The organism is Methanobacteriaceae archaeon, assembly GCA_029219465.1.
Classification (GTDB): Archaea; Methanobacteriota; Methanobacteria; order Methanobacteriales; family Methanobacteriaceae; genus Methanocatella.
Map to the genome: position 1 here is coordinate 1 of JAQXTL010000003.1, position 12,295 is coordinate 12,295.

Below are 12,295 nucleotides of genomic sequence, written 5' to 3' on the forward strand. Positions count from 1 at the left end.
TATCATCTTTTAAAACCATGAATAAAACAACCATAAATATTAATATCTATAATAAACGATTGTACTTCATAGTATATAAAATTAAAGAAAAATAAAACAATTAAAATTAGAAAAAATTGTGACTTCGTGTCACATCCTCAAAATTAAAAAAAAAGATTAATGATTAAATAAATCATTAGCAATATGGCGAGCTTCAGATATTGTAAGAGGATAATCCTCAATTGAATCAAAATGATCTTCTTTATCTAAAATCTCAAATAAATGTGCAACTCTTGGAAGTCTTAAATTTGCATTTCTGATTAATCCTATGTCTGAAAATACTTCTTTTGCAGTTCCACTTTTGATTATTTCACCGGAATTTATTACATAAACCTTATTTGAATAAATTGGCACCAAATCAACATCATGAGTTGAAATTATAATGGTCATTCCTTCGTTATTAAGTTCATATAATAATTTAAGTATATTTGATGCTCCTTTTGGATCAAGACCTGCAGTAGGTTCATCTAAAACCATTATTTCAGGTTTCATTGCTAATATTCCTGCAATTGCAACCTTTTTCTTTTGACCTCCACTTAAGTGATGAGGTGCTTTTCTCTCATATCCTTCCATTCCAACTTTTTTTAGAGCTTCACTTACTCTTTTTTGAGTTTCACTTTGTGATAAACCAAGGTTTAATGGTCCAAAGGCGACATCTTCTTCTACTGTTGGAGCAAATAGCTGATCATCTGGATTTTGAAAAACAATACCAACTTTTTGTCTGAATTTAAGTAAGCTTTTTTTATCGTATTCAAGCTCTTCACCATCTATTAATATTCTACCTGAATCTGGCTTATAAATACCATTGAAGTGCAAAAATAATGTTGATTTTCCAGCACCATTTTCTCCAAGAAGTGCTACCATTTCTCCTTTTTCAACTTCAAAATCAATATTATTAAGAGCTTTTGTTCCATCATCATATGAATAGCTAATATTTTGCGCCTTTAACATCGAAATCACCTTTAGATTTATAAACCGGTAAATATCCACTGTAACCTCTTGAATCAAGGGAGTGTTGTAATGTTTCACTTTTGTCAAGAGATTTGAAAAATAAATTACTAAATAACATTCCTAATGATTTATATGTGCTTTTAGAGTTTATATAACCTAACCTTGTTTGTTGAGCATTTCTCATTACAGATATTTGATCTAAGAATATAAAAATTATATTATACATTAAAAGAGCAATATCAATTAGAACAATAGGGACTTTAATATTTCTCAAACAGTTTAAGATATCTGCAATAGGAGTAGTTAGTGTTAAAAATCCTAAACAGGTAAAACATGCAAAGCAGCGTCCGAATGTTTTAATACCCAAATCAAATGAAGATTTTGTTACAACAATACCGAAAATACCTGTGTTATAAATTACTTCACCATTTCCAAAAAAGAATATTAAAAAAATACATGTTAAAACTGCAAATGCCATTGGTATTGTTAAAAATTTAATATAATCTTTAATAGAGACTCTTGCAATTGCTAAAATTGCTGTTGACATTGCAATAAATACTACTGCATCTAAAACCAAGTTATTCAATATCAATACTACAATCATAAGAACTATTGATGTAATAACCTTAAAATAAGCATTAACATCTGTTAATTTGTTGTTGTGTGCAATATAATCAATATCAAATTTCAATTAAACCATCCCTAAAAAATAATTAAAAAAGAATAAAATTAATTATTCTTCTTTTTTACTTTGTCCTCTCCAGTAACCAAATGCATAACCTATAATTATTGCACCGATTGCTGCTTGAAGAGCAAAGAGTAAACTTTCTATTTCCCCACTAGGAGGCTCCCAGATTGATGAAAACCAAGGTTCAAAACCGGTTTCTTCGATAGCTTCACCAGCAGCACCATCTGCTCCACCAAAATATCCTTCATCCTCACCAAGACCATCATACATAATCAATGGGGAGATGAATAATACAATACAAATAACTGATAAAATAATTAATGTTGATTTTTTCATATTAATCACCTTATGCTTCATTAGGAGCTAATACTCCAAGTTTATCTAATAATTTTGGTTTGTAAGCTTTTAATCTGTCCCAAATAATTACAGTCAATATACCTTCACCAATAGCTAATGGAACTTGAGTTACTGCGAAAATAACTAAGAATTTACCTAATGATGCGGTGAATGTTGGAATCGGGAACGCAAGTGCTAATTGAATAGAAGTTGTTACATAAGTCAATAAATCTCCTAAGAATGCTGCAAAGAAAATTGCAACTGTAGAAGAAACATTTGCTTTTGTCAATGATTTGTATACAAACCAAGCTGCAAAAGGACCTACAATACCCATTGAGAAAATATTAGCACCAATAGTTGTTAAACCACCGTGAGCAAGCAAAATTGCTTGGAACAAAAGAACAATAGTGGCAAGTACTGAAGCTACAGCAGGGCCAAAAATTGCTGCACTTAACCCATTACCACAAGGATGAGAACAACTTCCTGTAACGGAAGGTAATTTCAAGGATGATAAAACAAACATGAATGCACCAGATACTGCGAGCAATGCTTTAGATTCCGGGTGTTCCTCTATAATTTTTTTAATTTGATAAATACCATAAGCAACTACAATTAATGATATGACTAACCATATAATACACCAGTTAAATGGCAAATATCCTTCCATAATATGCATTAATATATTCCTCCATAAATATAATATTAAATTATACAAATAACAGCCAACATAATTAAAAAAAACTTAATTTAATTATTTAATTCATACTAAAATGTTCAGTATAAAAAATTACCTTATCAATCCCATTTGATAAAACAATCAATGAAAACTTAATTTAAATTAATATTTATTAAAGTTTTATTGATAAACATAATATATAATTTATTATATATAAATATTATTAACAAAAATATTATTTAGAAAACCAAATCAAAGTTAATAACATCAAATAAAAAAAAGTTGATACTATGGAAATAAAAAACAACTTAATTCTAGCGCTTGACGTAATGAGTGAAAACGAAGCTATTGATATTTGCGATTCTATTAAAGAATACATTGATACAATTAAAATCGGATACCCATTAGCACTTGCAGAAGGTCTTGAAATCATAAACAAATTAAAAGACAAATTTGGATTCAAGGTTATTTGTGACTTTAAAGTAGCAGATATTGATGCTACAAACTCAAAAATCTGTGACGAAACATTCAAGGCTGGAGCAGATGCAATTATCTGTCATGGATTTGTTGGAAATGACAGTGTACAGGCATGTTTGGATATGGCAAACAAACATGGAAAAGAATTATTTTTACTTACTGAAATGTCCCACCCAGGAGCTAAAATGTTTTTACAAAAAAATGCTGATGAAATAGCTAAAATGGGAGTTGAAATGGGAATTACAAACTATGTAGCACCGGCAACAAGACTTGACAGATTATCAGATATTAGAAATATTGTCGGCAAAGACTCATACATTATCTCTCCAGGTGTTGGAAAACAGGGCGGAGACGGTAAAAAAACTCTTGAGTTCTCAAATGCTATTATTGTTGGAAGAAGCATTTATGAAGCAGAAGATCCAAAATTAGCATGTGAAAATCTTATCAAATCATTAGAATAAATAGGAGAGATAAAAAAATGGCAAACGAAGTAACAAAATTAATCATTGAAACAATATTAGGTTTAATTACAACTGCATTTGCATTTGTTGCAGGTTTAGCATGGAACGATGCAATCCAAAAATTAATTGAAACATTTATTGGAACTGGAGATGCACTTCCAAGTTTATTTACCTACGCTATTACAGTAACCATTGTTGCTGTTGTTGTAACTGTTCTTATTGCAAGAGTAGCTGCTAAAATGGGCGTAGATATAGACGAATAAAAATAATAAATAAAAAAAAAGAATTTTTACATTCTTTTTTATCTTCTTTTTTTAATTTTCAAAAACAACTTTTGCAAGTTCATAAGCTATTTCAAAGGATATGAAACATACAAATATCCAAAGATTGAATACACCACAAACTGCTAAAAGCAATATTACAACTTTCATAACAAACCTATATTCAAAAAATAGGTTTAAAAACATGTTTTGTGTAACATTTGGGATTAATTCATGGCCAACTTCATCACCAAGAGCTGCAAGAATACAGATTAGTAATACAACCATGCTCAACTTTGGAATACCAAATATAAGTACAATACCAATAAATAAAATCAATGTAACAATATGATGCATTCCATCAACTTTAAAAGCAATCAAATTACCAACTAAAATTGCAATAAAGATATAAGCTGCTTCATTTGAATAAATTGTAGCGGCTGCAGATGCAATACCACATAAAATTCCAAAAATTGTAGCATATTTTAAATCATCATTTACATCGAAAAAATCATCCGAATATTTCATGAAAAACCCGGATAACATAAATAAAATAATTAAAACTACATACTGCATTTAATCACCATCAATCTTATCTAATGCAGCTGCATAAATTAATGGGAAAATGATAGTAACATCACCAACAACACTTGCAAGATTAGATCCACATTTAGCTTTTGACCAGGATTTTGCCTCTTCAAGTGGTGCTCCACCTAAACTTCCTGCTTCTGGTCTGTCCATTGTAATTTGAATAGCACTATCTAATCCACCAGTAATTACATTGGATGCAAGAGTGTAGTGTTTGGTAAGTCCTCCTCCTAAAAGGATTGCACCTACTTTTGGAGATGAAAATACAATATCTGATAGATATGGCATATCTCCAGCTGCACTTATTGTAAAGTCATGGTCTTGTGAAAAGATCCAAAGTTGTAAACCAATCATTGAATCAATAATTCCAGGAGCAAATATTGGAACATTGTTTCTTGCAGCATTAGCTATAAATGAGTTTTCATCATCAATTAAAAGTCCGATTTCATATAATAATTCCTGAATTGAAATAACTTTCTTTTTAGAAGCAATTTCTTCAAATATCTTTGTTATTTCACTTTCAAAAATGGTAAAATCATCAGAACCCACGTTAATATCTGCAATACGACCTATTCCTTCTTCGTTTAATTCTTCATCATCTTTTCCTTCGTGGCGATAATGAGATCCTCCAAATGCTTCAACAAGGTCGTGAGTTAAGTTAGCTCCACTGGATATAATTACATTGACATGTCCCTGTTTAATCATTTTTGATACAAGATTTCTCATTCCTCCAGGAATTAAAGGACCACCTAGACTCATAAATACATTCATCTCATCATCCTGTATCATATCAGCTAAAATATTACATGCACGTGCAACTCTACCTGCACCTAAAACACCAGATTCATCAAATTGGTTCATTAAATCTGATATCTTCATATTACTATCTACATCAATCTGGTTAACTTTCATTAAATCACTTAAAAATTAATTTGTAATAATTGGGAATTGGTTTAAATTAGCAATTGTATTTATTAAATCAGTTCTTGTAACAATTCCAAGTAACATCTGATCATTATCTGCGATGATTAATCTTGAAATGGATCTTTTAAGCATTAATTCAATTGCATTAGCTATTTTTAAATCTTCATTAACAATAACAACATTTGCAGACATCAATTCTCCAACAGTTGAATTTTCATTGCCCTCAGCAATTGCCTGAACAAGGTCAGATACTGTAAATACTCCAACTACTTTACTTTCATTCATTACAGGAGCACCGTCAATATGGTATTTTGACAGTTTTTTAGCAGCATCCTTAATAGTACAATCCATTTTAAATGAAATTACATCACGGCTTGCAATTTCTCCAACAGTCTGTTTAGGAATACTTCTGATAATCTCAGTATCAAGTAAAAGGATATTGTCCATATCATCACGACCAACAATCCTTCCAATAATTCCCAAGTTGTTTACAGGAGTTGGTCCGATACTGATTGTATCACCTAAATTCAAGTCTTTAATACTTCCTAAAACCTTAATTGCAGCTTCACATTCACTTGGCTGAGGAACACTTGTAAACTCGATTTTTGCAACAGAAATATTCTCAACCTTACTACCGTTTTTAAAAATATGTACCTTGGAATCCTTATCTGAAACAGTAATGTTTAAAGAGTGATAAGCTTCAATAGTTGGCTTATATCCTCCTCTAGGACCAGGTACGCCCTTAACTAAACTCAAACTTCTTAAGGACTGCATCTGATTACGGATTGTTCCCGGATTTCTTCCCATAACCTCAGCAATATCTTCTCCCTTAATGGATTTGCCCTCAGAAGATTGGTATAAATTAATTAATGTTTGTAAAATTTCTTTTTGAACTGATGTCAACATAAATAATCCCATCAAATTTAATTAGTGTTTTAATTTATGTAAGGTATACCATATAATATTAATGATTTATCATGATGGATAAGAACATGAAAAAATGAGATTATTATTAAAGAATAATATTAAAAAAAAGAAAAAATAGGATGAAAATCCTATCTACGTAATTTTAAACAAGTAACTGGGCTGCGATAGCTATGTTTATAACCGGTTTTTGCATAATCAGACATTCCCCCATTGGTTGCTGAAGTCCACCAACCTTTTTTACCGCCCTGCATTCCGTTCTTTTTTTCATAGCAAACAGATACATCATATCGTTTACCATTCTTGTATTTGGATCCTAAATACTGTTTGTAGCTTTTTTTATACTTACACTTTACTTTTACAGTTTTTTTACCATCTTTAACTTTAACAGTGATGTATTTCTTGTTTTTGTATTTTTTTGCATTTACAGGTTCTGCAAAAGCCACACTGAGAGTCATACCCACAATAAAAATTGCTAGAACAAATATCAAAATTTTCTTATTTTTATTCATGAAAAAAATCCCCCATATATAAAATAAATATAAGTAATTAATAATATGTGTATAAGTTATATTTAAATTAATAAGAATCCTCATGAAAATAAAAATTAAAAAAATTATAAAAATCTTTTAGCTTCAGCAATAAACTCTTCAGCATGAATTAAACAATTAAAAGCTTCTTCTTTATCAAAATTTACAGTAAAATCATAACTTGATTTATTTCTAAGCTTTTTTGCATCAGAATAATATTTATAAATATCATGACTAAAATTATCATCACGAACAAAGTCTTTACTAAACTGAGTTTAAAATAGTATCATGTTTTTTACTAACAAAATCATGTGAAGTAACAATGCTTTTGCAGCATCAAACATTGCATAGTAAGAATGAGTAACTGAACCCCTGTACATTCCAGTATCAAATAAAATTTGAGCAGTACTTAACTCCTCTACTGCAAGATCCATAAATCCATTAATTTCATCGATATTCATATGACCATACCTTCAGCCATAACAGTTTTCAAAAAACTATAGTCTTTGGTTTTATTAAAATGGTCTTCAGTCATTACATGAGGTGAAATAACCTCTTCTTTTTCTAAAATGAAATCAACAACCATTTTATCAATCATATCTTCAACCTGACGATTATCACTGCGAATAATAATTAGAATATCAATATCAGATTCGTTAGTATCATCACCACGAGCCACAGAACCAAATAATATTGTTTGGACAATATTATCTGAAGATATAGCCTCAACAAACTCACGAGCAATTTCATATCTATTATTCATGTATAATCACACCTTATTAATCATAATAATAGTATAATAAATAATATCAAATTCATCAATAATAAACATTTACCAACTACACAAATATGAAAAAACATACAAAAAAATATTAAATTTAATTCGATAAAAAAAGTTATATTATAATTAAAAAAAAAAGAAAAAAATAAAATTTAGCGTTTCATAGCTAAATCCATAATACTGAACGGCTCACCCTCTTTTTTAGGTTGATTTCCACCTAATCCAAATGCAGAGCGTGCAAATTCTTTGTTCATTCTTTTTGAAACTTCGTCAAAAATCATTTTATATGCTGTGCACTGAGGATCAACTGCTTTTGGTGTTTTGTATGCAACTATTGCGTTGTAAGGACATCCTCCTTCACAATATTTTACATGCTTACATTGTTTACAGTTTTCATCAACATATTCTCTAAATTCCTGAAGTTTTACCCATGCATCTGATGTTTTTAACTCATCAAAGCTTGGATTGTCAGACACATTGCCTAAAACATATTCTGGCATTCCAACAAAACGGTAGCATGGATAGATTGAACCGTCAAAGCCAACTGCAAGTGTTGTTCCAATACAATCAGCAAATGTGCATAGTGTTCCTCTTCTTCTAAATGAACTTCTGCAGATATGATCCAAATCCATTATTGAAAACTTATCCAAGTCATAGAGATATTTATCAAGCCAGTTAATCAATAGCTTACCGTGTTCTTCTTGGTCTAAAGCCCACGGGTCAGCATTATCCCCACGTAGAGATGGAAGAGCTGCGTGAATTTTCAAACTCATTTGTTTTTCTTTGAAAAATTCATACAATTCATCAGAATAATCTTTTGAATAATCTGTTACAGTTAAAACAAAGTTAATTATGAGTCCTTTGCTTTTTGCAAGTTCATATTTGGACATTGCTTTATCAAAGTAACCTTCCCCTCTTTGATAGTCATTAATCTCTTTTGGCCCATCAATACTGGTACTTACAACAACATTATACTCCAAAAATAAATCTATTAGCTCTTCTGTTAAAAGCCAGATATTACTTTGAAGTGAAAATCCTTCAAGATTAGGTAACTTTGATAACTTTTCTAATGCCTGTTTATAAAAATCATAACCTGCAAGGAGCGGTTCACCACCATGGAAAGTAAAATGAACCTTATCGTCTCTAAAATCACCTAACCAGTCAATAATCTGATCAATGATTTGGATATCCATCATTTCATTTTTATGTTCTGAACCCCAACAGTATTTGCATCTTGATGGACAGTTGAGAGTGGGAATAATCATTACATGAAATGTCATTTTAACCATAAATTTTATTTAATTCATTTAACAATTTTTTCTTCTCATCTTCATCAATGTTATCATTTACAAAGAAAATATAACCACAGTCTTCGCATTTTACAGTTTCCATTTCTGCATGTGCTCTGTGATTGTCTAACATTTTTCTATGAGCTATTTTGTCTTTTGAACCACATTTTGGACATGGTGCTAAAAGTTCTTCGAGTTTCATTTTTTCTCACCTAATATATAATTTATTTTAAGAATATATAAGAATTATAGTCTATTTAAAAAGAATATTTTTACTGATTATATAGCTAAATTAATAGTTTTTATGATTTGATATAATCTAAGATTAACTTATTTAAATACTTCTTTTTAGTTCAGCAGAGTCTGTTTCTTCTTCTAAATGAAAAGCCCCAATTATATTTTTAAAATCTCTCTTCTTTCTAAAACTAATTAAAGGCTCCCCATCATCTGTTAAATCCCATTCTATAATATAATCTTTATCAATATTGCATTTTTTTATTATTTCTTTAGGAATAGTAGTCTTAAAATCATCAGATAGTTTAGAAGTAGCCAAAACCATATTATCCACCTTTAATAATTAATATGATTATTTTAACATAAATACATCCATTATTTTCAAAATATAATAATTATTCAAAATATAATAATTTATAACAATCGAAAATATTGATTAAAAAAAGAAAAAAAGGAAATAATCTAAATTATTCCCATAGTAAACTGTAATATTATACTAACAACGATAATGGAAATCCAGCAGCAAGCACCAAGGATAATTGGTTTGGTTCCAGATTTAACTAATTTTACAATATCTGTATGAAGCCCAATAGCTGCCATAGCAAGGATAATGAAGAATTTACTTAACTCCTTAAATGGTACGAATACATTTGCATCTACACCAAAGTTTACTGCAAGTGTTGTAATTATTGAAGCTATTACAAAGTACAAGATAAACATTGGAAATGCTTTTTTAAGTGAGAACTGCCCACCTTCATATTCTGCCTTTTTTGAAGTAAAAACAGATAATGCAAGAGTAATTGGAATAATAGCTAAAGTACGTGTTAATTTAACTGTACTTGCTTTATCAAGAGTTTGACTTCCAAGTCCCCACATATTATCCCATGTAGTAGCTGCTGCAGTTACAGATGATGTATCATTAATCGCTGTTCCTGCAAATAACCCGAATGGTCCTCCATCAACTGTAGAAAATCCAATGAGTTTACCTAAAGACGGGAAGATAATTGCTGCTAATACATTAAAGAAGAAAATTACTGAAATTGACTGTGCAACTTCTTCTTCATCAGCATTGATTACTGGTGCTGTTGCAGCAATAGCTGAACCTCCACAAATGGATGATCCAACACCAATTAAAATTGCTGATTTTTCTTCAATGTCCAAGACCTTCTGCATTATAAATGCAACAATTAAAGCAACAGATATTGTTGCAATAATAATTGGTAAAGACTGAATCCCTGTTTGTAAAATAACATTTAAATTCAATCCAAATCCTAAAAGGACAACTGCAGCTTGAAGGACATATTTGGATGTGAAACTAATTCCATCATCGAATTTATCCTTTTTATGCCATACAAGTGAAATTAACATTCCCAATATGATTGCAATAATCGGACCACCAATCACAGGAAACATATTTCCCAATACTAAAGATGGAATGGCAATAATTAAACAAACTATTACACCATACGAATATTTTGAAATTGAATTAAACATGTGATATAATATAAATTTTAATTTATAAATATGTTTAGATAACAATTGACATAATAATGATGAAAAAAGCATATAATTGCGAAATATCAACAATACTTCATTAATTAAGCATTTTATCCTCAAACAAATATGAAAACATTTATAATGATAAGATAAAGAAATATTAAATAAAGAAGTTAAGTTGTAATAAGTTATACTAACATTATTACTTCAATAATTTATTTTTGTATAAAGTAGGTGAATAAATGGAGAGAGATAAAATAATCATTATTGCTTTAATTGCCATAATCGCAATTCTTTTAGTAAGTATTATTGCAATAATGCCTAATATAATGAAAAAAGACACACAGGTTACAATTAATAGTAATTCAACATTAAATGAAGGAGATTCAATTAAAATAAGATTGATTGATGAAAATGGAGTTGCAATAGCTAATCAAAACGTAAACATTAGTATAAACAACGGTACTGTAACCGATTATCACTCAATAACTACTGATAATCAAGGTATTGGAAAACTAGAGCTTGACAAAAAAGCTGGAAGTTATGATGTATGTGTTATCTACAGTGGAAATGACAATTATAAAGGGTGCAATGCTACTAAAATGATAAAAATTGAAGAAGTGGCAGAAGCAGAACCAACATATACCCAATCAGCACCAACAGCTTACGCATACAAGTCAGACGGAACTCCAATGTATAGTCAAAGCGAAGTAGACAGATACATGTCACAGAAATACGGTCCGGGCACTAATTATCACATTGGCAGTAACGGATATGTTGATATGGACGAACCAGGATTTGATAATGCTGGAAACTGGATAGGATATTAATACGAGTGATTTTGATGAAAATTAAATATGCATTAATGGGTTAATAGTCCTATTTTTAGCTATTGGAAGCGTATCTGCAGCAGAAAACATATCTGATACTATAAGTATAACAAATGAAGACCCAATAGAATCTGCTCCAGCAGAGACGCTTTCATTAACACAGGATGAAAAAACCATAACTGCTTATGGGGATTTATATGGATATAGTTTAGAGGAAATTTCTACTTGTAAACTTTCAGATATTAACATCATACCAATATAACAAACTAGCTAATGCAAAAATGATAGGTACGTATGAAACAATTAGTTTTGATACAAATCAATATGTTATTGTTAAAAAACCAGTAATTAAAAAAACAACCAAACTAGTTTATTCTAAAAAATTTAGTAGTTACAAATCATACAAAAAGGCTTATGATAAACTATATTTTGGAAAATATTATGGTAGTTTCATTGGAGAATACAAGTTCAAAGTTAAAAAAGTTGGAAAATATAGAGTAATGAAATTCTATAAGACAACTAAAACAATTAAATACTTTAAAAATAGCAAACAAAGACTTCGTGCTTATGTTCATGTAAATGCAAGGCAATGTACAATAAATAAATACGGACATGATTGTTTTATTATGCATGTAAATTCATTAGGTCTAGATGGAACTATAGCACACTACAAAATCAATACTTTTGACAAATATGACTGTGGTTATAGAACCTGGTTATAATTAACTTAAAAAAAGTCTATATTACTTTTATAGACTTTTTTATTATTTATTTTAATATTACTACCAAAAAATTTATTAATTCTCAAAT

Annotated in this window: 19 protein-coding genes; 4 read left to right on the forward strand and 15 right to left on the reverse strand. The window is 29.7% G+C overall.

Translation table 11 applies throughout. The features are described 5' to 3' along the window. Nucleotides 1-156: 156 nt before the first annotated feature. The 4 genes from PUD86_00920 to cbiM are packed head-to-tail and all read right to left on the reverse strand — an operon-like array spanning nt 157 to nt 2,690. Nucleotides 157-990 carry an ATP-binding cassette domain-containing protein gene (locus PUD86_00920; GenBank protein ID MDD6775848.1) on the reverse strand — a complete coding sequence of 278 codons (834 nt, stop codon included), beginning with the start codon at nt 988-990 and terminating at the stop codon, nt 157-159. Then, entirely contained in the window at nt 968-1,681 is a 714-nt protein-coding gene (cbiQ, locus tag PUD86_00925) for a cobalt ECF transporter T component CbiQ (GenBank protein ID MDD6775849.1), read from the reverse strand. Before cbiQ ends, PUD86_00920 begins: the two co-directional genes overlap by 23 nt. Nucleotides 1,682-1,723: 42 nt before the next feature. After that, nucleotides 1,724-2,014, reverse strand: coding sequence for an energy-coupling factor ABC transporter substrate-binding protein (locus PUD86_00930; GenBank protein MDD6775850.1), 291 nt, complete (start codon nt 2,012-2,014; stop codon nt 1,724-1,726). A 10-nt stretch (nt 2,015-2,024) separates the two neighbouring features. Continuing rightward, nucleotides 2,025-2,690 (reverse strand): cobalt ECF transporter S component CbiM, encoded by a 666-nt coding sequence (gene cbiM / locus PUD86_00935; GenBank protein ID MDD6775851.1) that lies wholly within the window; start codon nt 2,688-2,690, stop codon nt 2,025-2,027. Between the two features lie 290 nt (nt 2,691-2,980). On the opposite strand from cbiM, the gene pyrF reads away from it, so the two are divergent. Beyond that, nucleotides 2,981-3,628 carry an orotidine-5'-phosphate decarboxylase gene (gene pyrF, locus PUD86_00940; GenBank protein MDD6775852.1) on the forward strand — a complete coding sequence of 216 codons (648 nt, stop codon included), beginning with the start codon at nt 2,981-2,983 and terminating at the stop codon, nt 3,626-3,628. A gap of 17 nt (nt 3,629-3,645) precedes the next feature. Continuing rightward, nucleotides 3,646-3,891 carry a DUF5654 family protein gene (locus PUD86_00945; GenBank protein ID MDD6775853.1) on the forward strand — a complete coding sequence of 82 codons (246 nt, stop codon included), beginning with the start codon at nt 3,646-3,648 and terminating at the stop codon, nt 3,889-3,891. A gap of 51 nt (nt 3,892-3,942) precedes the next feature. On the opposite strand, the gene PUD86_00950 is transcribed toward PUD86_00945, so the two are convergent. The 10 genes from PUD86_00950 to PUD86_00995 all read right to left on the reverse strand — a co-directional run bounded on the left by PUD86_00950 (nt 3,943) and on the right by PUD86_00995 (nt 10,652). After that, nucleotides 3,943-4,464, reverse strand: a complete 522-nt coding sequence (locus tag PUD86_00950) for a hypothetical protein (protein ID MDD6775854.1) — start codon at nt 4,462-4,464, stop codon at nt 3,943-3,945. Continuing rightward, nucleotides 4,465-5,388 carry a deoxyhypusine synthase gene (locus tag PUD86_00955; protein MDD6775855.1) on the reverse strand — a complete coding sequence of 308 codons (924 nt, stop codon included), beginning with the start codon at nt 5,386-5,388 and terminating at the stop codon, nt 4,465-4,467. A gap of 15 nt (nt 5,389-5,403) precedes the next feature. Next, a complete protein-coding gene (locus tag PUD86_00960; GenBank protein MDD6775856.1) occupies nt 5,404-6,306 on the reverse strand; it encodes a CBS domain-containing protein in 903 nt (300 codons plus the stop codon). 149 nt (nt 6,307-6,455) lie between these two features. Beyond that, nucleotides 6,456-6,836, reverse strand: a complete 381-nt coding sequence (locus PUD86_00965; GenBank protein MDD6775857.1) for a hypothetical protein — start codon at nt 6,834-6,836, stop codon at nt 6,456-6,458. A 293-nt stretch (nt 6,837-7,129) separates the two neighbouring features. Beyond that, complete coding sequence (locus tag PUD86_00970) at nt 7,130-7,288, reverse strand: HEPN domain-containing protein (GenBank protein ID MDD6775858.1); 159 nt, start codon at nt 7,286-7,288, stop codon at nt 7,130-7,132. A 23-nt stretch (nt 7,289-7,311) separates the two neighbouring features. Continuing rightward, nucleotides 7,312-7,617: a nucleotidyltransferase domain-containing protein gene (locus PUD86_00975; protein ID MDD6775859.1), complete on the reverse strand. Its 306-nt coding sequence runs from the start codon at nt 7,615-7,617 to the stop codon at nt 7,312-7,314. A 170-nt stretch (nt 7,618-7,787) separates the two neighbouring features. Continuing rightward, nucleotides 7,788-8,900, reverse strand: a complete 1,113-nt coding sequence (locus PUD86_00980) for a TIGR04083 family peptide-modifying radical SAM enzyme (protein MDD6775860.1) — start codon at nt 8,898-8,900, stop codon at nt 7,788-7,790. A gap of 16 nt (nt 8,901-8,916) precedes the next feature. Beyond that, nucleotides 8,917-9,126 (reverse strand): TIGR04165 family Cys-rich peptide, encoded by a 210-nt coding sequence (locus tag PUD86_00985; protein ID MDD6775861.1) that lies wholly within the window; start codon nt 9,124-9,126, stop codon nt 8,917-8,919. Between the two features lie 132 nt (nt 9,127-9,258). Further along, nucleotides 9,259-9,483, reverse strand: a complete 225-nt coding sequence (locus tag PUD86_00990) for a hypothetical protein (GenBank protein ID MDD6775862.1) — start codon at nt 9,481-9,483, stop codon at nt 9,259-9,261. A 137-nt stretch (nt 9,484-9,620) separates the two neighbouring features. Continuing rightward, on the reverse strand, nt 9,621-10,652 hold the full coding sequence (locus PUD86_00995; GenBank protein MDD6775863.1) for a YeiH family protein: 1,032 nt from the start codon (nt 10,650-10,652) through the stop codon (nt 9,621-9,623). 245 nt (nt 10,653-10,897) lie between these two features. Between PUD86_00995 and PUD86_01000 the strand changes: the two genes are divergently transcribed. Then, nucleotides 10,898-11,485, forward strand: a complete 588-nt coding sequence (locus PUD86_01000; GenBank protein MDD6775864.1) for a hypothetical protein — start codon at nt 10,898-10,900, stop codon at nt 11,483-11,485. A gap of 21 nt (nt 11,486-11,506) precedes the next feature. On the opposite strand, the gene PUD86_01005 is transcribed toward PUD86_01000, so the two are convergent. After that, complete coding sequence (locus PUD86_01005; protein MDD6775865.1) at nt 11,507-11,662, reverse strand: hypothetical protein; 156 nt, start codon at nt 11,660-11,662, stop codon at nt 11,507-11,509. Between the two features lie 104 nt (nt 11,663-11,766). Between PUD86_01005 and PUD86_01010 the strand changes: the two genes are divergently transcribed. Continuing rightward, nucleotides 11,767-12,207, forward strand: coding sequence for a hypothetical protein (locus PUD86_01010; GenBank protein ID MDD6775866.1), 441 nt, complete (start codon nt 11,767-11,769; stop codon nt 12,205-12,207). Nucleotides 12,208-12,295 lie beyond the last annotated feature (88 nt).